At 38.0% G+C, this 22,691-nt stretch carries 15 protein-coding genes, 1 tRNA gene and 2 rRNA genes (1 of these 18 only partly in view); 12 read left to right on the forward strand and 6 right to left on the reverse strand.

Annotated features, from left to right (window positions below):
- Nucleotides 1-44: 44 nt before the first annotated feature.
- Nucleotides 45-1,073, reverse strand: a complete 1,029-nt coding sequence (gene rbsR / locus IGJ95_RS02505) for a ribose utilization transcriptional repressor RbsR (RefSeq protein ID WP_023519081.1) — start codon at nucleotides 1,071-1,073, stop codon at nucleotides 45-47.
- A gap of 441 nt (nucleotides 1,074-1,514) precedes the next feature.
- Here rbsR and IGJ95_RS02510 point away from each other — a divergent pair, with 441 nt between their 5' ends.
- Genes IGJ95_RS02510 through IGJ95_RS02520 form a run of 3 tightly spaced genes read left to right on the forward strand, consistent with a single transcriptional unit; the run spans nucleotide 1,515 to nucleotide 5,256 of the window.
- The gene (locus tag IGJ95_RS02510) at nucleotides 1,515-2,216 is read left to right on the forward strand and encodes an ABC transporter ATP-binding protein (RefSeq protein ID WP_010736355.1); all 702 of its coding nucleotides are present in this window, start codon (nucleotides 1,515-1,517) and stop codon (nucleotides 2,214-2,216) included.
- Between the two features lie 11 nt (nucleotides 2,217-2,227).
- Nucleotides 2,228-4,939 (forward strand): ABC transporter permease, encoded by a 2,712-nt coding sequence (locus tag IGJ95_RS02515; RefSeq protein WP_153829899.1) that lies wholly within the window; start codon nucleotides 2,228-2,230, stop codon nucleotides 4,937-4,939.
- A gap of 17 nt (nucleotides 4,940-4,956) precedes the next feature.
- Complete coding sequence (locus tag IGJ95_RS02520) at nucleotides 4,957-5,256, forward strand: antibiotic biosynthesis monooxygenase family protein (RefSeq protein WP_010736353.1); 300 nt, start codon at nucleotides 4,957-4,959, stop codon at nucleotides 5,254-5,256.
- 157 nt (nucleotides 5,257-5,413) lie between these two features.
- On the opposite strand, the gene IGJ95_RS02525 is transcribed toward IGJ95_RS02520, so the two are convergent.
- The gene (locus tag IGJ95_RS02525) at nucleotides 5,414-6,508 is read right to left on the reverse strand and encodes an AI-2E family transporter (RefSeq protein WP_019723357.1); all 1,095 of its coding nucleotides are present in this window, start codon (nucleotides 6,506-6,508) and stop codon (nucleotides 5,414-5,416) included.
- 355 nt (nucleotides 6,509-6,863) lie between these two features.
- Between IGJ95_RS02525 and treC the strand changes: the two genes are divergently transcribed.
- Nucleotides 6,864-8,495 (forward strand): alpha,alpha-phosphotrehalase, encoded by a 1,632-nt coding sequence (gene treC, locus IGJ95_RS02530; RefSeq protein WP_023519084.1) that lies wholly within the window; start codon nucleotides 6,864-6,866, stop codon nucleotides 8,493-8,495.
- A gap of 162 nt (nucleotides 8,496-8,657) precedes the next feature.
- On the opposite strand, the gene IGJ95_RS02535 is transcribed toward treC, so the two are convergent.
- Nucleotides 8,658-9,839, reverse strand: a complete 1,182-nt coding sequence (locus IGJ95_RS02535) for an AI-2E family transporter (protein WP_010736350.1) — start codon at nucleotides 9,837-9,839, stop codon at nucleotides 8,658-8,660.
- A 517-nt stretch (nucleotides 9,840-10,356) separates the two neighbouring features.
- Between IGJ95_RS02535 and IGJ95_RS02540 the strand changes: the two genes are divergently transcribed.
- Complete coding sequence (locus IGJ95_RS02540) at nucleotides 10,357-11,961, forward strand: zinc ABC transporter substrate-binding protein AdcA (protein ID WP_153829898.1); 1,605 nt, start codon at nucleotides 10,357-10,359, stop codon at nucleotides 11,959-11,961.
- A 102-nt stretch (nucleotides 11,962-12,063) separates the two neighbouring features.
- Here IGJ95_RS02540 and IGJ95_RS02545 read toward each other — a convergent pair whose 3' ends face one another.
- The 3 genes from IGJ95_RS02545 to IGJ95_RS02555 all read right to left on the reverse strand — a co-directional run bounded on the left by IGJ95_RS02545 (nucleotide 12,064) and on the right by IGJ95_RS02555 (nucleotide 14,823).
- Complete coding sequence (locus IGJ95_RS02545) at nucleotides 12,064-12,792, reverse strand: LytR/AlgR family response regulator transcription factor (RefSeq protein WP_010736348.1); 729 nt, start codon at nucleotides 12,790-12,792, stop codon at nucleotides 12,064-12,066.
- A gap of 4 nt (nucleotides 12,793-12,796) precedes the next feature.
- On the reverse strand, nucleotides 12,797-14,080 hold the full coding sequence (locus tag IGJ95_RS02550) for a sensor histidine kinase (RefSeq protein ID WP_019723361.1): 1,284 nt from the start codon (nucleotides 14,078-14,080) through the stop codon (nucleotides 12,797-12,799).
- Nucleotides 14,081-14,220: 140 nt separating this feature from the next.
- Nucleotides 14,221-14,823 (reverse strand): accessory gene regulator B family protein, encoded by a 603-nt coding sequence (locus IGJ95_RS02555; RefSeq protein ID WP_010736345.1) that lies wholly within the window; start codon nucleotides 14,821-14,823, stop codon nucleotides 14,221-14,223.
- Between the two features lie 576 nt (nucleotides 14,824-15,399).
- Between IGJ95_RS02555 and IGJ95_RS02560 the strand changes: the two genes are divergently transcribed.
- From IGJ95_RS02560 to IGJ95_RS02590, 7 genes are all read left to right on the forward strand, one after another.
- Entirely contained in the window at nucleotides 15,400-15,615 is a 216-nt protein-coding gene (locus IGJ95_RS02560) for a hypothetical protein (RefSeq protein WP_010736344.1), read from the forward strand.
- A 303-nt stretch (nucleotides 15,616-15,918) separates the two neighbouring features.
- On the forward strand, nucleotides 15,919-18,123 hold the full coding sequence (locus IGJ95_RS02565; protein ID WP_153829897.1) for an ATP-dependent helicase: 2,205 nt from the start codon (nucleotides 15,919-15,921) through the stop codon (nucleotides 18,121-18,123).
- Between the two features lie 248 nt (nucleotides 18,124-18,371).
- Entirely contained in the window at nucleotides 18,372-18,779 is a 408-nt protein-coding gene (spx, locus tag IGJ95_RS02570) for a transcriptional regulator Spx (RefSeq protein WP_438761408.1), read from the forward strand.
- A 17-nt stretch (nucleotides 18,780-18,796) separates the two neighbouring features.
- Entirely contained in the window at nucleotides 18,797-19,153 is a 357-nt protein-coding gene (locus IGJ95_RS02575) for an ArsC/Spx/MgsR family protein (protein WP_023519089.1), read from the forward strand.
- Between the two features lie 791 nt (nucleotides 19,154-19,944).
- A 16S ribosomal RNA gene (locus IGJ95_RS02580) occupies nucleotides 19,945-21,505 on the forward strand.
- A gap of 77 nt (nucleotides 21,506-21,582) precedes the next feature.
- Nucleotides 21,583-21,655: transfer RNA gene (locus IGJ95_RS02585), tRNA-Ala, on the forward strand.
- A 181-nt stretch (nucleotides 21,656-21,836) separates the two neighbouring features.
- A 23S ribosomal RNA gene (locus IGJ95_RS02590) occupies nucleotides 21,837-22,691 on the forward strand (it continues 2,060 nt past the right edge of the window).
- The 16S and 23S rRNA genes sit together here with 1 tRNA gene alongside, the layout of an rRNA operon.

The raw sequence follows: 22,691 nt of genomic DNA on the forward strand, positions 1-22,691 counted from the left end.
TGATAACAGGTTCAGTCATCATTGATTCGCAACAAATATTCGTGTTATTGAGGGGCGGAGAGATCGATCGATTGAGTTGAGGAACGTTGGATCAACTCTACGGGCAATAAAAGTTCTTCCCATGATTTATCAGGGTGTTGGATGCGTTCTAAGAGTAAACGAGCAGTCGCTTTACCTAACTCTAAAATGGGTTGAGCAATGGTCGTTAATTTAGGCTTCATGTATTCACACATATCAATATTATCATAGCCAATGATGCTATAATCTTCGGGAATGAGTTTATCATGCTCCGCTAATCCGCGATATACACCAAAAGCTAGTTCGTCATTCAATGCGAAAATCGCTGTAGTAGCAGAGGAAAGTAAATCAGGAACGATTTCATAGCCCCCTTTTTTTGAAAAGTGAGTAGGGAACCAATGAATCTGTTTCTCAGAATGATCCACATGTTTACACGCTGCTAAGAAACCATCTATCCGATTTTGGACATTTTGAGGTGTCTGTTGTGGATAGACTAAAGCAACTTCCTGATGACCTAAGCCTAGTAGATGCTCACCGGCTAAGTACCCACCTTGATAATCATCTGTTAAGACCGCATCACTAGAACCTTCTGCTTTTTTCTGATCTAATACGATAAATGGTTTCCCTTGTTTCTTCAAAGAAACTTGAAGGGCTTTCGTTGAGACAGCCGAAGAGGCAATAATAAACCCGTCGACACCACGTTGCGTCAACTCAAGTAAATAATCCGTTTCTTTTTGATGATCAAAATCTGCATTGCATAGAATCGTGACAAAATTTTGTTGGTAAAGATAGTCTTCGATCCCTTGCATCAACGTATTGAAAAAAGGATTGGTGATATCAGGGACAAGAACACCGATGGTTTTTGTTTTCTTTGTGATCATTTGACGTGCAATGTAATCGGGTTGGTAACCTAATTCGTCTCTTGCTTTTACTACTTTTTTGACCGTATCTGGATGGAATTTTGCTTCATTGCCATTCAAGATCAGTGAGACAGTTGCGATGGATACGCCTGAATGTTTCGCAACGTCTTTGATCGTCACTTTTTTCTTTGCCATTGCTATACTCCTATCTCTTTCTTAGTGTCATTTTCCCATGAATACGTAAAGAAGTAAATGATGATTCTGTGATATTCGTCATCTTGCACACCCTAGAACCGAATAAAAGGTATTCCAGAAGTAAAACTTCAATAATAAAATAAGCCAAAAAAATCAAAAAATGAAAAAGCCATTTTAGCTTTTCCACTCTTATTACTCAGTACTAATCGCTTCTCTCACGACCTCTTGTAAACGGTGTTCAAGGCGCAACACTTCGGACATAAGACAAAAAATAAAAAATGAAAGAACCATTTTCTATTTTTCTTTCTTATGCCACTGTGCTGAACGTGCCTTTCACGACCTCTTTTGAAAAGGTTTTTTTCACAACCTTTCATTTCAGTGTTAAAATATAAGAGATTTACCAAATAGATAAATAAACGGGAGAATGAAGGTGGAAGTTTTATGAAATATGTAGAAGTAAAAAATGAATTTAAGCGTTACCAGATGGGCGAAACAACGATTACAGCGAATGACGATATTTCATTCTCCATTGAAAAAGGAGAATTAGTGATTATTCTTGGGCCTAGTGGAGCAGGGAAATCAACGGTATTGAATATTTTAGGTGGGATGGATACACCGGATGAGGGACAGATCATTATTGATGAAACAGATATTGCTCAATTCAATGACAAACAATTAACGGCTTATCGCCGGACAGATGTTGGCTTTGTTTTTCAATTTTATAATCTTGTTCCTAACTTAACTGCAAAAGAAAATGTTGAATTGGCAACAGAAGTTTCGCCAAATGCGTTAGATCCTGTAGAAGTTTTGACACAAGTTGGGCTTGCGCACCGGTTAAATAATTTCCCATCACAATTATCAGGGGGCGAACAACAACGTGTGTCGATTGCACGAGCGCTTGCGAAAAACCCAAAATTATTACTTTGTGATGAACCAACTGGCGCATTGGATTTTGAAACAGGAAAACAAGTATTGAAATTGTTGCAAAATGCTAGTCGTGAACATGGCAATACCGTTTTGATCATTACACATAACTCGGCTTTAGCACCAATCGCTGACCGAGTAATCCATATCAACGATGCAAAAGTCCGTGCAGTCGAATTGAATGAACAGCCTTCATCTATCGATGAACTTGTTTGGTAAGGAGGTTTGCCATGAAAAATAGAACTTACCTCAAAGCAGGATTTCGTGAAATACGCCAATCAAAAGGCCGCTTTATCGCGATTATATTGATCATTTTACTCGGCACGCTCTTATATGTAGGCGTCAAGACAGCTGGTCCTGTGATGCAAAAAACGATGGATGAATATGTCAGGGCAGGTAAACTCTCTGATCTACAGATCGTTTCGACAGCAGGATTGACGAAAGAAGATGTTGCAGAAGCAGAAAAACTCTCAGATGTAACCGTTGAAACGGGCAAACAACTATATTACGCGAATGCCAATAAAAATGAAGTTGTCCAAGTATTCTCTTACGCTCCAGATATGAAACAAAATCAGTTGACGGTGATCGATGGTCGCTTGCCACAATCGGATGATGAACTTGTACTAGATGAGAAGGCAAAAAATCAAGGATACAGCATCGGTGACACCTACACGATTGAATCAGATGACTTGAAAGAGACGGCGTACAAGATTACATGTTTTGTCCGCTCGCCGTTATTCATCAATAATTTAGAACGAGGTTTTGCAAATGTAGGGAACGGGAGTATTGATTACTTTGCCTATGTCCCACAAGATAATTTTAAAACAGATATCCAATCCGTATTATATCTCGACTTTGCAAATGTCGACGATTTAAATACGTACAGTGAAGAATACCAAGAAGAGATGGAAAAAAACATCGAAAAGCTGGAAGGGTTGTTTGAAGAGCGACCGCAGCAACGTTTAGAACAGCTGAAGCAAGAGGGCAAGGATGCTTTAGCCCCTGCAAAACAAGAAATCGCAGCCGGAAAATCACAAGTGGCTGATGCGAAAAGTCAATTAGAAGCAGCGAGAACGCAGATTGATCAACAACGTCAAGTCTTGGAGCAGTTACCTGAACCGCAGCGAACACCGGCATTGAGTGCTTTAGCGGAACAAGAAAGTCAATTATCAGAACAAGAAGCACAATTGACAACAAAAGAAGCGGAGCTAACAGAGGCCGAAGCGTCTATTGCGGAGAATGAAGAAAAAATCAATGAATTAGCCAAGCCAACTTATCTTTTCCAAGAACGATCGGAAAATGTCGGCTTTCAGGAATTTGGCGATCTAGCTGAACGCATCGCAGCCATCGCAAATGTCTTTCCAGTCTTTTTCTTCTTTATTGCAGCATTGATCACTTTTACCACGATGACACGGATGGTAGAAGAAAATAGACGAGAAATCGGTACATTGAAAGCCTTAGGATACAGTAAATTGGAGATTGCCAAAAAATATGCCATTTATGCTTGTCTCGCTTCAGGTATCGGAATCATTTTAGGAACGATATTAGGAACCAACCTTTTGCCACGGATCATTTTTGAGCTTTCAAACGAACGTTATGATATTGGCAGTGCGGTGATTTTCTATGATTGGCCACCAATCATCCAAGCAGCTATTGCGTTCTTCATTGCTGCTTTTGGTGCAGCGATGTTAGTTCTATTCAAAGATCTACGCGAACGACCAGCTGCTTTGTTACAGCCTAAAGCACCGAAACCAGGGAAAAGAATTCTTTTAGAATACATTACTCCTCTTTGGTCACGTTTAAGCTTCAACCAAAAAATCAGTTATCGTAATCTTTTCCGTTATAAATCACGGATGTTCATGGCAATCATCGGAATTGCCGGTTGTGCAGGATTGATGGTCGCAGGAGTTGGGCTAAAGGATTCGCTTAGCTCGGTTTCTGCCAAACAGTTTGGACCAATCATTGATTATCAAGCGATCGTAACGACCAATCAAACTGATGAAACGAGTCAAAAAGAAATCAATGATGCAATGGATGATCAAGCGAAGATCACTGATCGTTTAGCGGTTGATTCGCAAACGATTGAACTACGTAAAAAAGGCCAAGCATCACAAAGTTTGACATTGATGGTACCAGAAAATGAACAAGCATTAGAAACGTTCATCCATCTGAAAACAACGGACGATCAATCGGTAGAACTACCAGATCATGGGCTTGCGATTACACGTAAAGCGGCCGAATTATTCGATTTATCTGTCGGTGATACGGTGGAAATGTATGATGACGATCAACAAAAATTACATGGAACGGTGGCAGTCATTTTGCAAAATTATTTGGGTAATTTTGTCTATATGAGTCCAACGTACTATGAAGAGATTTCTGGACAGCCAATGACAACCAATGCGTATCTACTCAAAACAGAAAAGATGTCGAAAGAAGAAGAGGATACACTCTCAGAAGAATTATTGAAAACGGGGGCGGTTACTAATACCTCTTTTATTTCGACACAGATCAAGAACCAAGAAGAATCTCTTTCAAATTTAGATGCAGTGGTCATCATTTTCGTCGTTCTATCTGGTTTATTGGCGTTTATCGTTTTATACAATTTAACGAATATCAATATCTCTGAACGAGTACGTGAACTTTCTACGATCAAAGTATTAGGCTTTTTTGATAAAGAAGTCACGATGTACATCGTTCGAGAAAATATCATCTTTACTTTATTAGGGATTTTTGGAGGATTTGGGATCGGTTATGTGCTGACCGACTTTATCTTACGCCAAGCTTCAATGGAATCAGTGATTTTCCCGTTAGTTATTACCTGGGTTGCTTATACACTATCCGCTGCTTTGACGATTCTATTCACGGTGATCGTGATGATCGTCACTCATTTCAAATTGAAGCATATTGATATGATCGATGCATTGAAATCAAATGAATAACGAGTGGGGGGACTAAGATGAGTATTACTGTGAATATCCTATATAGCGGTAAAGAAGGCAATGCAAAAGCATTTGCCCAAGAAATGACAGAGCGAGGAATCGTCGAACGCATTCGTGCGCAAGAAGGAAATGAACGTTATGAGTATTTTATTCCTTTAGAAGATGCTGAATCGATCTTATTGGTGGATCGCTGGACAAATCAAGAAGCAATCGATCGTCACCACAAATCAGAGATGATGGTGGAGATTGCTGAATTACGAAAAAAATATCAGTTGAAGATGAAGGTCCAACGTTTCATCGATGAACCAACAGAATAGATCAAACGATAGTTCTGATCCGTTTATTGCTTATTCTTGAAAAAGAAGATCGCAATAAACGGTTTTTTTGTTGAAAAATAGAGGAGAATAGATAAAGAGAGCCTCGGGGCAAAGCAAAAAAAGGATAAACGGTAAATTTCCCCGTTTATCCCTAGGATTATTCAGTTGGATGAGTTGAATTAGCTGTATCAGTAGTGTTCTTAAAGCGAATAAAGCTACGGATCATCTCCCGAATGATCGTATACGTCGGCAATACGAGGATCATTCCTAATAAGCCAAACAAGTTCCCAGCGACAAGTAAAAGAAAAACAGTCGCAATTGGATGGATATGAATCATCTTATTCATCACTAGAGGAGACACCAAGTAAGATTCACCAAATTGAATCAAGGTGATGAAAGCTACTAAGAGTAAGGCTGTTTTAACGTCTTGACTTAATGCGTACAGTAAAGCCGGTGCAGCACCAATAAACGGACCAAAATAAGGAATGATATCCATCAATCCACAAATCAAGGCAAGTAATAACGCATTTGGCAAGCCTAATACTTTAAAAACAAGATAACTCCCCACACCTACATACGTGCAGACTAAAAGCTTGCCACTAATATAGGTCGAAGCTGCTAAATGGAAATCATGGCACCAATCTCTGACTAACTGATGGAATTTCTTAGGCGTGTAGCGTGTCAATATAGCTGGAATCCTGTCGCCATCTTTGAACATATAAATCAGTAAGAGTGGAATCGTAAAGAGAATGATCGCAGAGCGCGAAACGATTTCGAATACATTGACTAAACTTGAAGTGGCACCTGAAACAAATTGTAAAACAAAACGTGTCAATTGGTTCAATTCCAGTGTATCAATAAATGGGAGCAAGCGTTCTTCTAATAAGGAACCATCTAGATTCTCTGCCAAAACATAAAGAATTTGAGGAACCTGACCGATAAATTTACTGATTTCCAAAATAATGATCGGTAAAATCACTTGTACGGTCAAATACACAGTTAACAAAATCAGTAGCATCATCAGTGTGACCGCAAGCGTTCTTGATTTTATATATTTGAGGAGTTGATTGTATATTGGAAGAAAAATATAAAATACGAAAACTGAAATCAAGATTGGCAAGAAGATACTTGCCATGATCGCTTCGAGTGGCCTGAAAATAAAAGTGATCTTAGAAAAAATAAAAATAGTGATTCCTGTCAAGCTAAGTAAAACAAGTGTTGCAAATAATTTGGAACGTTTTAAAAAAGTCATAGTAGAGATCCTCCGCTTTTTGGCTTTTTATCGTTTAGGGTATGTATGGAAAAAGCATGTTACTTGAAGACTGTTCAATCGATTTTAGATGCTACAAGCTGATTTATATCACGACCCTATACTTAAATATAACATAACTAAAAGAATTTATTTTCTTGAAAAAGGAATTTGTAAAAAAATAAATAGTTAAATGAATTGAGCGCGGCGTGAATGATCGATTTAACGTAAAATATTTGCTGGGAAAATGATGGCACACATTTCCTAGCGTCATTGATTTACAAACGCTTACGTTTCATATATAATTGGATTATCAACTTGTATATATAAGTTAAAAAACAGCTGGAGGTACAGGCTTATGGCGTTTACAGAAAAAGTGATTTATCAGATTTATCCCAAGTCATATCGTGACACGAATGGTGATGGGATTGGTGATTTACCAGGAGTCAAAGAAAAATTACCTTATTTAAATGAATTGGGCATTGATATGATTTGGTTGAACCCCTTTTACCCAAGCCCGCAAAAAGACAATGGGTATGATATCTCTGATTATCAAGCAATCGATCCATTATTCGGTACGATGGCTGATTTTGAAGAGCTAGTCGCTGAAGCAAAAAAATATCAGATCGACATCATGCTAGATATGGTATTGAACCATGTCTCTATTGAACATGAATGGTTCCAAAAAGCATTAGCTGGAGATAAGTATTATCAAGATTTCTTTATTTTAAGAGATGAACCAACAGATTGGGTATCAAAATTCGGTGGAAACGCTTGGGCGCCATTCGGCGAAACAGGGAAGTACTATTTACACTTGTATGATAAAACGCAAGCTGATTTGAATTGGCGTAATGAAGCAGTCCAACAAGAATTATTCAAAGTTGTTCGTTTTTGGATGGATAAAGGTGTCAAAGGGTTCCGTTTTGATGTAATCAACGTGATCGGAAAAGACGAGGAACTGAAAAACAACGCGGAAAATGAAGGGAAAGCCGAGTACACAGATAAACCAATTACTCATACGTATTTACAACGCTTAAATAAAGAAACGTTTGGCCAAGACCCTGAAATCATAACGGTAGGAGAAATGAGTTCAACGACTATCGAAAACTGTCTTTTATATACGTCACCTGAACGAAATGAATTGTCAATGGTATTTAATTTCCACCATTTGAAAGTCGATTATGAAAATGGCAATAAATGGACAACTCCGCCATTTGATTTTGAAGAGTTAAAGCGTTTGTTCCATACTTGGGGAGAAGAAATGAGCGCAGGAAATGGCTGGAATGCACTATTTTTGAATAACCATGACCAACCACGTGCCTTAAATCGTTTTGTCGATGTCGAACAGTACCGTAAACAAGGGGCAGAGATGTTGGCCACGATGATCCATTTAAATCGAGGTACTCCGTATATCTATATGGGAGAAGAAATCGGGATGATCGATCCTGACTTCGATTCGATTTCTGACTACCGGGACATTGAAAGCTTAAACGCATATAACCTGTTACAAGAACAAGGATTCACGCCAGAAGAAGCCTTTCGACGAATTAAAGCAAAGTCACGAGATAACTCACGCACACCGATGCAGTGGACAGATGAACCACAAGCTGGCTTCACGTCAGGGACACCTTGGTTACCTTTAGCATCGAAGCACCAAACAATTAATGTAGCAAACGAGCAAAAGCAAGAACAGTCGATTTTTGCCTATTACCAAAGACTGATCCAACTAAGAAAAACATATCCAGTGATTGCTAATGGTGACTACAAAGCCTATGCACCTGAGCATCCACAAGTCTATGGTTATCTTAGACAAACCGATCATCAAAAATTATTAGTTCTGACCAATTTTTACGCGAAAGAAACGTCGGTGGAATTACCGGAAGAATTTGTAGGTGCGGAAGTATTGATCAGTAACTACCCAACGACAGTTGAAAAAGAAATGAAGTTACAGCCTTATCAAGCAGTCGCACTATTAGTGCAAGGAAAGTAGAGACTGTGACAAACGAATAGTTTGAAAAATAAGCAGCAAAAGCATGAATAGCTTTTGCTGCTTATTTATGGGATTTGCTTATCTCTGAAATGTTGCTCGATGAATACCGTATAGTTTTTTTAAGATAGGAGTGGACTCATGTCTCACGCCTATCCTTTTTTGTTACTTAAAGTAATCCTTCTCTGAAAAATCAGCTTTTTGATAAACTCCTTGATCCCCATAAAACTTATTGTAACGCTGTTTGAATTTTCTAAAGAGAAAAACAACGAGTAGTTTGATCAATGTATAGATCGGAATACCAAAAATGACGCCCATGATTCCTAGAAGATCTCCCATGACTAATAAGACAATCAAAATCGTGATGGGGTGGATCTGTAACCGATCACCCATCACACGAGGGACCACAAGATCTCCGTGAAGCAACTGGACAACGAACCAGACGATCACAAATTTTACAGCCATGAAAGTCGAATCTTGAAAAGCAATGAATAGTCCCGGAAAGAAAGCGATGAATGGACCGATATAAGGAATAATACATAATAAACCAGCAGCGATAGCCAGAATACTTGCAAATTCTAAGCCAATCAATAAGAAAGTTACCCAGTAAACGGCGCCTAGAATGAAAGAAGCGATGATTTGTCCTTTTAAGAAAGCACCTAATTGTTGGTTCGCAATTTTAGTCAAAGTCCGAAAATCTGTGCGAAATTTTGGTGGAACGATACCTAAGACCGATTGATAAAAATTGTGCGGATCTTTTAAAAGGAAAAAGGCAATGATCGGACCAGTAAATAAAGTGATAAAGGTCGTTGTGACCGCTGAGAATAGATTTCCTAGACTTTCAGCACCGCTCTGCCAATAGTTACCGATGAATGAAGTAAAGTTATCGGTGAAATCATCAATCGATGCAAAGAATTGATTGAACGAGTCAGAAAATGGTGTCTGTGCTAAAAAGTCCTTCAACGTTTGTTGGAAATCTTGGAATAGGTCAGGTAGTTGTTGAATCAATGTGGTTGCTTGCTGTTCTAAAAACGGAAATAGCCAGACACCTCCTAAGCCAATCAGCAATAAAATAATAACAAAAACTAAAATGACTGACAGATTACGTGAGAGTTTCTTGCTGAGACGTTTGATCAAAGGTTCTAATAAATAATATAAGACCAAAGCAAAAAGGACTGGTGGTAAAGTCGTGATAAAAATGACAACCAGTGGTTTGAATATAAAAGCAATCTTTTGGAAAAAGTAAATGACCAACGCGATCATCACAAGTAATCCTAGAACGTAATACGAAGTTTTCCCTCCTAAAAAACGAATCAGTCGGGAAGATTCTTTCGGTTTTTTTTCCACGATAGTTCTCCTTTCTCTTGAAATAAGTAGTTGATTTTTGGGTTGGGCTATTCTCACGAAGCAACTATTGAGATCGAATGAAGCCTTTTTAATAGTCAGCCAAACGGTGAAAAATATGAGAAGCTATTTTCTCAAATTCTGTCTTACTACTTGGAGCTGAACATCTTTCTCACAACCTAATAAACGGTGTTCGAAAAGCTGACCTTCAACAGTAAGATGAAAAATCAAAAAATATGGAAAGCTATTTTCTGATTTTCCATCTTACTGCTCAGGTCAAAACGCTTCTTTCACAACCTTGTCCTACTCCAAGTTATTATAATCTGAAACGGGTATAAAAAGAAAATGATACAGTTGAAAAATCAATCGAATTTCGATAATAAAATAAATTTAGTAATAATGCTTGACGGTTGGTTTGATTCTATGCTAAATTAATTCCTGTTGCTAAAACGTAACTATTACGATTTGCATTTATTAATCGTAATCAAATAGAGAAAGAAGATGAGAAGGAGCGAATAAAATGAAACGTTGGATCAAGGTGGTAGGAGGATTACTGTTGACAGGGATCCTTGCAAGTTGTGGCACAGGAGATACTGCAACAAATACAAATGCACAAAATGATGAAAACTTGAATGTAATGACGACATTTTATCCAATGTACGAATTTACGAAGCAAGTAGTTGGTGAGGAGGGAAATGTTGAATTATTGATTCCAGCTGGAACAGATTCACATGACTACGAACCTTCTGCAAGAGATATGGCAAAAATCCAAAATGCTGATGTTTTTGTTTATAATGATGAAAATATGGAAACTTGGGTTCCAGCAATTGAACATACTTTAAAAGAGGGCGATGTACTTCCAATCAAAGCAACAGAAGGAATGTTGTTATTGCCTGGGGATGGTCATTGCCATCACCACGATCATGACGATGAAGACCACGATCATGAAGACCATGATCACGATGATCATGCGGATGACCACGACCATGATCACGATCACGGAGACAACGGTCATTCACATGAATTAGATCCACATGTTTGGTTAGCTCCTAATCTAGCGATGAAGCAAGTAGAAACGATTCGTGACCAATTGATTGAGGCATATCCTGAAAAAGAAGAAGCATTCACTGAAAATGCTGCCTCTTATTTAGAAGAATTAGAAACGCTACACAACACTTTTAAAGAAACATTAGGTCAAGCAAAACAAAAATCATTTGTGACCCAACACGCTGCGTTCAATTATTTAGCTCTAGAATATGGTCTTAATCAAGTACCAATTGCCGGTCTTTCTTCAAGTGAAGAACCTTCTGCTGCAAGAATTGCCGAGTTAAAAGAATTTGTTGAAGACCATGGGATTGAATATATCTATTTTGAAGAGAATGCCAAAGACAGTATCGCTCGTACTTTAGCTACTGAAGCAGGCGTATCGTTAGCAGTATTGAATCCTTTAGAAGGATTGACAAAAGAGCAAATGGATAACGGTGAAACGTACATTTCAATCATGGAAGCAAACTTAAAAGCGCTCCAAAAAACTACGGATACTGAAAATCCATTAGAAGATACATTGAAAACTGAAAAAGAAAAAACAGTTTATAATGGTTATTTTGAAGATTCAGAGGTCCAAGATCGCCCGTTATCAGATTGGAATGGTATCTGGCAAACTGTCGATACGTATATGGCAGATGGAACGTTTGATCAAGTATTTGAATATAAAGCCAAAACAAATCCAGATATGACAGCTGAAGAGTATCGTGAATACTATGAAATAGGCTACAAAACAGATGTCGAAAAAATTGAGATCAAAGATGATACGATGATCTTTACTTTCAAGGATGGCGAAGTTAAAGAATCGAAATACCGTTATGCTGGTAAAGAAATCTTGAACTATTCAGCAGGTAATCGCGGTGTCCGTTTCTTGTTTGAAGCAGAAGATCCTGATTCTGGTGCGTTCAAGTATGTACAATTCAGTGACCACTCGATTGCGCCTACCAAATCAGACCATTTCCATATCTATCTAGGAAATGAAAGCCAAGAAGCTTTACTAGAAGAAATGGACAATTGGCCAACTTTCTATCCGGAAGAAATGACTGGAAAAGAAATCGCGCAAGAAATGATCGCGCATTAAACGATACTAAAAAACGAAGAATGAATGGAAAAGAGGATTTTACGACTTTTTCATTCATTCTTCGTTTCTTTATTAAAAAGAAATTATTTATTTTGTTGTCTTTCAAGAAATCAACTTCTTTAGCCCACGAATCGAAACAGGGATCACTTCCCCGTTGGATAGAGTCACTTCTCGTGTTTTCTTATTGATTGTTTGGACATTTTGGGTATTGATGACATAAGATTTGTGACAGCGGATAAAGTGTTGACTTTTCTTTTCGATATCTTTTATCTTCTCGTAAAACTGCATTTGGGCATGTGTCAAATGGACCTCCAGTTTATGAGGAGTACCTTGAGCAGTAGAAAAGTATTGGATATCTCGAATAGGTAAAAATTTGATTTCATCATTGAATTCAATTCTAAAAATATCCTTTTGTAATGGCGCAGTTTGGAAATCTTCGAATATTTTACTTAAGATACGTTCAACATTTTCTTTAAGATCAAAAATATCTTCTTTGATGATATAATCAGTCGGCTCAATGTTGCTTTTCAAAATCGTCATGGAAAGATCGGTGTGTGAAGTAACATAAATGATTTTTCCAAGCGAGTCCAAGTCACGTACTCGTTTTCCAATGGCAATGCCATCTAATTCACTGTCTTTCAGTTCGATATCCAAAAAATAAATACCAAAAGAAGACGTACGTATCCTTGCTGCATTGAGGAGTTCAATAGGATCAGAAGTTGCAATATGGACATAACTATCCAAATTTTCAATCATGATCCGATTCTTGATTACTGTAGAGATGACTTCCAGTTGTTTCGGATCGTCTTCACAAATGTAAATGGGAATCATAAAATTACTCCTTTAATTGTATATGGATTGTTTGTGAAAATCGCTGATTCTCAATCGATGTTTCAAGAAAAAGATAAGGATTCGTTTTTGTTAACTCATCAAGAATAAATAAACCTAATCCTTCATTTTTGGGATTTGTTTTCGTCGAGAAGCCTTTTTGTTTTAACTTACTCAATGGAAACGTATTCGTAGTAGTGTTGATGACACGTATCATCAACGACTGTTTTTTCTTGATGATCAGTACTTCGATTTTTTTCTTTTTGGTTACTGTTGCACCTTCGATTGCATTATCAAGAATAATACCAAGCATTCTTACCAAATTGATCGTATATTTTTTACCAATGACGATTTCATCTGGAACGGTCAATTGGACAGAGATACCTTTTTCTTGTGCCATCATTAATTTTAAAGAGAATAGACTTCTTATTTCAGGTACCTTCATTTTGTCTAGTAAGCTAAGATTTGCTGGGAAGAGATTCATCATTTCACGTGTAGGTAAAATCGTTTGGTTATAATATTTTTGTAAGCCCTCAAGATCGCCTTCAGAAATATAACTATTCAAAGAAAACAACAGATTTTGATAATCGTGTTTAAACTCTCTAAGCTCTTGATAATTTTTTTCTAGATCTCTAATGTAATCTTGCTGCAATTGGATGCGTTGTTCCAATAATTGATCTGCCATCTTTTTATTTGATATTTTCCAATAGTAAATCAAGATAATTAGGCCGACACACAGATAAAGGATAAAAAAGCTCGTATTTAATGCTAGTACTTTTGGCGTTTCACCAGAAAATCGTGTATAAAAAATAATGATATAGTAGGTAAGTAAAACCAATGAACCGATTGTACCAATCATTCGACGGTCAACACTAGCGGACCAATTATCTAAAAACTTTTTGAATCCATACGCAAATAATAAAGATAAAATCGCTGATACAGTTATATGGAAATATTGTAATGCATCTCCAGGTTCAATGACAGCAGATTCCAATACTAAAAAATCCGCAACGCTCGTCAAATGATCGCCTAAAATGGAAGCTAATAATCCCAAAGGTAATGCGTAGATCATATGTTGGCGCGAGGACGAAAAGAAAAAGAAAAGTAGACTCAACATGGCAATTGCGACAAGTGCAGAAAAAATACCTAAAATCGGGTAAAGTATTCCCAACAGGGCTGCTGCCAAGAGACTAAACGTAGAAAATAGGTATTTATTTTTAATTTGGGAATTGATGATTAAGATAGAACTTGTGTAAATCAGATATTGCAAGGCTATGGACCACAAAAACATAAAGCACAGCTCCCATTGCGTTTTCCCAAATTATAGCATATTTATATTATTATTTTTTTAATTTTTCAGGTATTTTAAATTCTGAGCTCATACCGAAGCAGCAGCCAGATACAAAGAAATCAGAAAGGTTAGTTAATTGTTTAACGATTGTTTTTTTCATAAAAAATTCCTCCAATATTCATCATGTAATTTGTAACTGGAAGCAACGTAGCTATTTCTAAAATAATCCCAAGTAGTAAATAGGTAGAAAAGTAAGAAGCAGAGAAAAATAATGTGAGTACTGCAAATAAAAGATACATGAAAATTGCTTTTTTTAGTAGGGGTGGGCGTTTCTCTGGTGCAATTGGGTTAAGGGCTGTGCCTCTTGATCCATAGCGAAGCAAAAGGAAAAAACAAACAATTAACAAAAGGACCATCATAGGGAAAGAGAAAGTCAATTGATAATGTTTCATTACTAAGGGAACCCCCCACAAATAAAGCAAAGTCCAAAGTAAGCAAACAAATTCAGAATCGGAATGGAGACCGTAAGCATATCTGCGAATACAGATATATGAAAGGAAAGTCATTCCTGTTTCTGCCCACGTGCCTGTCAATAAAGAAAATACAAAAACGACAGCAAGTTTTCCAAGATTGTTCAGCAAAACTTCCAGAGCAAACTTCACTTGGATGTAAGTCATATCTTCTTCATCTTGTTTTCCGTTGAATAATATTGCCAATATTCGATTTACCACTTTATTTTTCATCTCTATACGTACCTCCGAATACTATAATAAGCGAAAAGACATAAAAAAAGTTTTTCGATTCATAAAAGGACGTTTTGACATCAAAATCGTTAACTAAGTGAATTTTGTAACATATTTGTTATATAAGAATGAAAAGCTTTTTCTTATGTAAAAAATAAAAGACATGTTTATCTCTAAATAATTAAAAAATTTCCTGTAAAACTATCAAATCATCTTTAAATTTTCAACTAAACGTACGATTATACCAAAAAAGAGTGAGATTATTTAACAGTTTTGATGCCAAAAGAACTTTTTATGATATTTCTGTGTTATGTTTAAAAATTTATGTTAAAAATTAGTAGAGGTTGCGAAGATAAATGTAAGTGACACGTTCTTATATTTTTGTTTTACCAACTTCTTAATAGAAGGCAGCAACTCCCCTTCCCCTTTTGTTGTTGCCTTCTGATATCAACAACAAGGTAGTTTCTATGTTAAAATGCAAGCCTTTAAGAAGGTGGGTTTGTCAATAAAGGTAACAGATTCGAAATTTTATCAAAAGAAGTTGTGCCGTATGCACAACATAATGGAGGAAATAGCATGGAAAATGAAAATCTATTTGAAGTCGGTAAAACGTACGCATTTGTATCAGATTTATTTTGTTCTCCAATTGAAGCAGAAATTGAAAAAATCTATGAGAATAGTTTGATGGTTCGTGTTCTCAATTGCGCAGATGAAGACAATGAAACTGCACACAATTTACACTGGCAATTAGTCGTTCGTAAGTCAAGTGCAGTGAAAGAGTACAGCTACTAATAGTAACTGTTCATGAATGAAAAATAGTATTTTGATAAATAGCCAGTCAAATCTTGAATGATGGAAAATCATTTTTGGATTTGACTGGCTATTTTTCCTTTGAAAGGTAAAGGAAAAGTGGGTTTTGCTTTTTTGGGGTTCTCATGTAGTTTTAGGAACTCATCAAATACATCAGTTGATAGTAGAGTTTCTTTTGTTTCTTCCTAAGACCACGATCGTAAAAGGGTGAAGCCCCATTTTATTTTTTGTAAAGGTCTGGTAGTATAAAGAAAATAAATGGAGTAGAAAATAAATAAAAGAAAGATGGGGAAGATGATCAATCAAGAAAATGAGAAAGAAATTCTTCGATTGCAAAGAGAAATCAGCCATTGGGAAAGAAAATATAAAAAGCTCCAACAAATTTTTCGAATGCAAGAAGAAATAATTGCTAGTTATGAAGCTGCATATGGGGAAGCACCAGGGTTGGTAGAAGAACAACATGAGGAAGAACAGCCAAATGAATCATTTTTTGAACATATTGAGAAGCGTTCTTATAATCGATTCAATAATGAACAAAAAGCAGCAATCACTTATGATATGAGCAAACACTTACGAATCATTGCAGGTGCAGGAAGTGGAAAAACACAAACGATATGTGCGAAAGCTGTATATCTGATGAATGAAGAACAAGTAGAAGAGCAAAGGATCTTAATGATTACCTTTACTCGAAATGCTGCCAATGAATTGAAAAAACGGGTGGATAATTTTAGTCAAAGAAAAACGAATGTAACGATCGGAACTTTTCATAGTATTTTTTATCGTCTGTACAGTGATATCAAACGGCAGTTTCCGGATCTTTCTGCCGAAGGGATTCAAGGTGAGTTTTCTAAAGACACACCATATAAAGTAAATCTTTTACTGCAGAAACTAATAAAAAAATATCAACTATATTCTTTCGATCAGTATGGTGAGAAAACGATTGCTAACCGATTGGATTATTGGCAAAACATGAATCTCTCCCAACAGGAGATCATCCAATTGATCAAAAAGAGATTTGATTCCATTGAAAAAGACCCACGTCAACCTATCTCTGAGCGTATGGATCAATTAATGACTGAACTATATGAAGAAAAACAAAAGCAACGACTTTTTGAATTCAATGATGTTCTACAAAATTTGAAAAATGCCCTCTCTCATGTAAATGTCAGAAGATATGTAGGTCAAAAATACGATTACTTGTTTATCGACGAGTTTCAAGACACGAATCCTTTGCAATGGGCAATCGTTCAGTTGATTACGAAAGACTCGCCAATCAAGTTGATCATCGTTGGAGATGATGATCAAAGTATCTATGGCTTTAGAGGATCAGAACCTGATTATATCAAACAGTTTGAAAAAGAATATCCAACAAAAACACTCTTTCTATTGACCAATTATCGTTCGCGAGCGTCGATCGTTCAAGGAGCTAATCGATTGATCACGTACAATAAAGAGGATCGCATACCTAAAGCGATGGTACCAGCACAAAAGGAACCAGGCGTATTACAGGCATTATCATTTAAAACGGTACAAGAGGAAAGTGACTGGTTGATTCAGCAAGTATATGCTTTTATAGAAGACAAAGGAAAATACAAAGAATCTATTATTTTATATCGCTCATTATCACAAACACAAGCATTGGTGCAACGTTTGATCCAAACAGATATTCCATTTGTACTAGAAGCAGATACCCAATATGCGGGAATCTATGGAATTAAGCTTTTTTATCAATTTTATCAAAAGTTTATCGGTTGGTATGATGCGGCAACACCGATAAAAGTGCAAGCACACCAGCAGTTGTTACGACAGTTGATGATTAATTGTTATCTGAAAACAAATGAATGTGACCAATTTTTCTCTAATAAAAACAGTGACCAAGATATTGTCGCTTATATTTTAAAACGGCGGCCTAATTTAGAAGCTAGAGAAAAAGAACTAAAGACATTTGTAAGCGCGCTAGAAACATTTGATCAACCAACGAAGCGGTCATGTGTTTCACTGATTGAGGCCTATTGTCGGTTGCCAAGACCGAATAAAGAAATCGAGCAAGGTGACAAAGAATGGTTGCTGGAGACTGTCAGACAATATCCAACGATCCCGCAATTGAAAAAATTGTATCTTGAGATCCAAGGAATTGCAGCAGAACTGAAAACAAGGTTGATTGCTTATCGTAAGGGGAAACTAGATGCCTTATGTATCCAGAGTATTCATAAAAGCAAAGGTTTAAGTTATCGTAACGTCTTTTTAATCGGTTGTAATGAAGGGGTGATTCCTTACAATGGTGCGGTAGCAAAAGACAAAAGACTGAAAAGTGAGTTGAAAATCGAACCATTAACGACGATTGAGGAAGAGAGACGTCTTTTTTATGTCGCAATGACTAGAGCAAGGAATCGTCTTTATTTATGTGTACCTGAGTTTAAAGGGAAAAGAAAATTAAAACCTTCACGTTTTATTAAAGAAACAGGTTGTAAAGGTAAAAAAATCAAATAAATGACGAAAAGCAAAGCGAGTAAAAATACACTTGCTTTGCTTTTTTATTCAAAAAAATAAATAACTATAATTATTTATGTAAATTTTAAATAACCGTTGTTTATAAAAAGAATATAACCTTTAATTGATTGTTTAAATAACGATTTTATGAACAAAAACAAATTTTATTTATTTTGGGGATAGCGTATGACTGGCATTATTTTGATATTACGTTTAGAATGGGATTACAATTAAAAAGGAGTGAGAAAATGATAAAACTATACACTTCGCCTAGCTGTACATCTTGCAGAAAGGCCAAAGCATGGTTACAAACGAATCATCTTAATTTTGAAGAAAAGAATATCTTTGCAGAACCTCTGTCAGAAAATGAGATACGACAAATATTGGCCGCAACAGAAGGTGGAGTCGAAGATATTATTTCTACTCGTTCAAAAGTTTATGAGAAATTAGGGATCGATTTTAATGATTTATCCTTAAAAGAAATCATCCGCTTGTTCAAAGAATACCCATCTTTACTTAGACGTCCGATTCTACTTGATGAAAAAAGAGTATTGATTGGATTCAATGAAGATGAAATACGAGCATTTATTCCTAGAGAAATACGAGGTGTCGCAAGAAACTTGATTTATATGAAACATAGTGTCTTGTATTCGTAAGAATAGGAGGAGACGTTGTGAATATCAAAATCTATAGTTCAACGAATTGCACCATAACGGTTAAAGCCATACAATGGTTAGAGAAAAAGAACTTATCTTATCAATTTGTTGATCTAGAAAGTAGAGCTTTAAGTAATAAAGAAGTCAAAGAGTTATGTAGTTTTGAAAATGCACATATTGAACAATTATTTACTACATGGTCATTTGAATTCAAAAAAATTAAAGCTGGACTTCCAAAAAAACAGGAAGATCAACTTCTATTTTTGTGCAAAACGCAACGTCATCTTTTAAGACGTCCTTTGATCATCATCGATGATGCGCTGTTTGTTGGCTACGATCAACGATTGATGGAGCAATTGATTTTACATGAATAGACTGTATCCAATTGTGTTACATACTGAAAAAGGCAATTGGGATCATCGGTTTTTCCTTAGTAACAAGCCAAAGAATCAAAATCTCACTTACCTGTTCTCTGGTTTTTTGGCTTATTACCAAAGGCGCGTTGCATATTTTTCGTAAAGAAACTAGTGATAACTAGCAAAAAGTGTAAGAGGCAAATCGTATATTCCAAAATAAAACATTTCGACTTTTTCGTATTTCTACTATAAAGAGGATCAAAATTGAAAGTATACCAGATAGATTTATCAGAAATAGTGATTGACAACTAAATAGAATAAATGGTATATTTTTTTTTGTTGTTTTTTGTTTATTACTGATTTTAATAGTGTAAATAAAACTTTAAATAATGCTTGACGAATAGAAAAACACATGTTAATATAACTAGTGTTGTTTGAGAAAATCATCAAGGAATGTTGTCTCTACAAAAGAAGAGATAAAAAAAGTTGTTGACAAATAACAAACAACAAGTTATTATAAGTGAGTTGCTAAAACGACCTCGTGAAAAACGAGTTGAAAAAACTTTTAAAAAATAGTTGACAATCATCCGAGAGTTTGCTAAGATATAAAAGTTGCTACGGCAATCACAAACGATAAGTTGAGGCAGTTGTGTTTCAATTATCACGTAGACCTTTGAAAACTGAACAAAGTAAGACAAACCAAATGTGTAGGGCGTCTTGATTCAATTCAAGACAACAAACATTTTTAACAAGCAAGCAATATGCTAGCAAACAATTGAGCTTAACAATCGAAAGATTGTTCTAACTTTTATTATGAGAGTTTGATCCTGGCTCAGGACAAACGCTGGCGGCGTGCCTAATACATGCAAGTCGAACGCTTCTTTTCCCACCGGAGCTTGCTCCACCGGGAAAAGAGGAGTGGCGAACGGGTGAGTAACACGTGGGTAACCTGCCCATCAGAAGGGGATAACACTTGGAAACAGGTGCTAATACCGTATAACAATCGAAACCGCATGGTTTCGTTTTGAAAGGCGCTTTACGGTGCCGCTGATGGATGGACCCGCGGTGCATTAGCTAGTTGGTGAGGTAACGGCTCACCAAGGCCACGATGCATAGCCGACCTGAGAGGGTGATCGGCCACATTGGGACTGAGACACGGCCCAAACTCCTACGGGAGGCAGCAGTAGGGAATCTTCGGCAATGGACGAAAGTCTGACCGAGCAACGCCGCGTGAGTGAAGAAGGTTTTCGGATCGTAAAACTCTGTTGTTAGAGAAGAACAAGGGTGAGAGTAACTGTTCACCCCTTGACGGTATCTAACCAGAAAGCCACGGCTAACTACGTGCCAGCAGCCGCGGTAATACGTAGGTGGCAAGCGTTGTCCGGATTTATTGGGCGTAAAGCGAGCGCAGGCGGTTTCTTAAGTCTGATGTGAAAGCCCCCGGCTCAACCGGGGAGGGTCATTGGAAACTGGGAGACTTGAGTGCAGAAGAGGAGAGTGGAATTCCATGTGTAGCGGTGAAATGCGTAGATATATGGAGGAACACCAGTGGCGAAGGCGGCTCTCTGGTCTGTAACTGACGCTGAGGCTCGAAAGCGTGGGGAGCAAACAGGATTAGATACCCTGGTAGTCCACGCCGTAAACGATGAGTGCTAAGTGTTGGAGGGTTTCCGCCCTTCAGTGCTGCAGCTAACGCATTAAGCACTCCGCCTGGGGAGTACGACCGCAAGGTTGAAACTCAAAGGAATTGACGGGGGCCCGCACAAGCGGTGGAGCATGTGGTTTAATTCGAAGCAACGCGAAGAACCTTACCAGGTCTTGACATCCTTTGACCACTCTAGAGATAGAGCTTCCCCTTCGGGGGCAAAGTGACAGGTGGTGCATGGTTGTCGTCAGCTCGTGTCGTGAGATGTTGGGTTAAGTCCCGCAACGAGCGCAACCCTTATTGTTAGTTGCCATCATTTAGTTGGGCACTCTAGCAAGACTGCCGGTGACAAACCGGAGGAAGGTGGGGATGACGTCAAATCATCATGCCCCTTATGACCTGGGCTACACACGTGCTACAATGGGAAGTACAACGAGTCGCGAAGTCGCGAGGCTAAGCTAATCTCTTAAAGCTTCTCTCAGTTCGGATTGTAGGCTGCAACTCGCCTACATGAAGCCGGAATCGCTAGTAATCGCGGATCAGCACGCCGCGGTGAATACGTTCCCGGGCCTTGTACACACCGCCCGTCACACCACGAGAGTTTGTAACACCCGAAGTCGGTGAGGTAACCTTTTTGGAGCCAGCCGCCTAAGGTGGGATAGATGATTGGGGTGAAGTCGTAACAAGGTAGCCGTATCGGAAGGTGCGGCTGGATCACCTCCTTTCTAAGGAATATTACGGAGACTACACACGTTTGTCGATACTTTGTTCAGTTTTGAGAGGTCTACTCAAAATTTAACCCGGGGCCTTAGCTCAGCTGGGAGAGCGCCTGCTTTGCACGCAGGAGGTCAGCGGTTCGATCCCGCTAGGCTCCATTAACAACGTATGTTGTTATATACTTGTTCATTGAAAACTGGATATTGAAGTAAAAATGTAAGTAATACAAACCGAGAACACCGCGTTGAATGAGTTTTTTAATAAGTTCAATTGCTTATTTTTCTTGATTGGACTTCTATCGCTAGAAGAAAGATCAAAACCCAACCGTAAGGTTGATAAGGTTAAGTGAATAAGGGCGCACGGTGGATGCCTTGGCACTAGGAGCCGATGAAGGACGGGACTAACACCGATATGCTTTGGGGAGCTGTACGTAAGCTATGATCCAGAGATTTCCGAATGGGGGAACCCAGCATCTTTTGTAGGATGTTACGTATACGTGAATACATAGCGTATACGAGGTAGACGCAGAGAACTGAAACATCTAAGTACCTGCAGGAAGAGAAAGAAAATTCGATTCCCTGAGTAGCGGCGAGCGAAACGGGAAAAGCCCAAACCAATGAGCTTGCTCATTGGGGTTGTAGGACTCCAATATGGTAGTTCTTTCAGATAGTCGAATGACTTGGAAAAGTCAGTCAGAGAGGGTGAAAGCCCCGTAGATGAAATTTGGAAGGCACCTAGGAGGATCCTGAGTACGGCGGAACACGAGGAATTCCGTCGGAATCCGGGAGGACCATCTCCCAAGGCTAAATACTCCCTAGTGACCGATAGTGAACCAGTACCGTGAGGGAAAGGTGAAAAGCACCCCGGAAGGGGAGTGAAATAGAACCTGAAACCGTGTGCCTACAACAAGTCAAAGCCCGTTAATGGGTGATGGCGTGCCTTTTGTAGAATGAACCGGCGAGTTACGATTGCATGCGAGGTTAAGTTGAAGAGACGGAGCCGTAGCGAAAGCGAGTCTGAATAGGGCGTTTGAGTATGTAGTCGTAGACCCGAAACCATGTGATCTACCCATGTCCAGGTTGAAGGTGCGGTAAAACGCACTGGAGGACCGAACCCACGTACGTTGAAAAGTGCGGGGATGAGGTGTGGGTAGCGGAGAAATTCCAAACGAACTTGGAGATAGCTGGTTCTCTC

Source organism: Enterococcus sp. AZ156 (genome assembly GCF_051714165.1).
In the GTDB taxonomy this organism is placed as follows: domain Bacteria; phylum Bacillota; class Bacilli; order Lactobacillales; family Enterococcaceae; genus Enterococcus_B; species Enterococcus_B pernyi.

What these genes read in the sequence shown, in the direction of transcription:
- rbsR (WP_023519081.1), bottom strand. Translation starts at nt 1,073, where the DNA reads ATGGCAAAGAAAAAAGTGACGATCAAAGACGTTGCGAAACATTCAGGC.
- IGJ95_RS02510 (WP_010736355.1), top strand. Translation starts at nt 1,515, where the DNA reads ATGAAATATGTAGAAGTAAAAAATGAATTTAAGCGTTACCAGATGGGC.
- IGJ95_RS02515 (WP_153829899.1), top strand. Translation starts at nt 2,228, where the DNA reads ATGAAAAATAGAACTTACCTCAAAGCAGGATTTCGTGAAATACGCCAA.
- IGJ95_RS02520 (WP_010736353.1), top strand. Translation starts at nt 4,957, where the DNA reads ATGAGTATTACTGTGAATATCCTATATAGCGGTAAAGAAGGCAATGCA.
- IGJ95_RS02525 (WP_019723357.1), bottom strand. Translation starts at nt 6,508, where the DNA reads ATGACTTTTTTAAAACGTTCCAAATTATTTGCAACACTTGTTTTACTT.
- treC (WP_023519084.1), top strand. Translation starts at nt 6,864, where the DNA reads ATGGCGTTTACAGAAAAAGTGATTTATCAGATTTATCCCAAGTCATAT.
- IGJ95_RS02540 (WP_153829898.1), top strand. Translation starts at nt 10,357, where the DNA reads ATGAAACGTTGGATCAAGGTGGTAGGAGGATTACTGTTGACAGGGATC.
- IGJ95_RS02545 (WP_010736348.1), bottom strand. Translation starts at nt 12,792, where the DNA reads ATGATTCCCATTTACATTTGTGAAGACGATCCGAAACAACTGGAAGTC.
- IGJ95_RS02550 (WP_019723361.1), bottom strand. Translation starts at nt 14,080, where the DNA reads ATGTTTTTGTGGTCCATAGCCTTGCAATATCTGATTTACACAAGTTCT.
- IGJ95_RS02555 (WP_010736345.1), bottom strand. Translation starts at nt 14,823, where the DNA reads ATGAAAAATAAAGTGGTAAATCGAATATTGGCAATATTATTCAACGGA.
- IGJ95_RS02560 (WP_010736344.1), top strand. Translation starts at nt 15,400, where the DNA reads ATGGAAAATGAAAATCTATTTGAAGTCGGTAAAACGTACGCATTTGTA.
- IGJ95_RS02565 (WP_153829897.1), top strand. Translation starts at nt 15,919, where the DNA reads ATGGGGAAGATGATCAATCAAGAAAATGAGAAAGAAATTCTTCGATTG.
- spx (WP_438761408.1), top strand. Translation starts at nt 18,372, where the DNA reads ATGATAAAACTATACACTTCGCCTAGCTGTACATCTTGCAGAAAGGCC.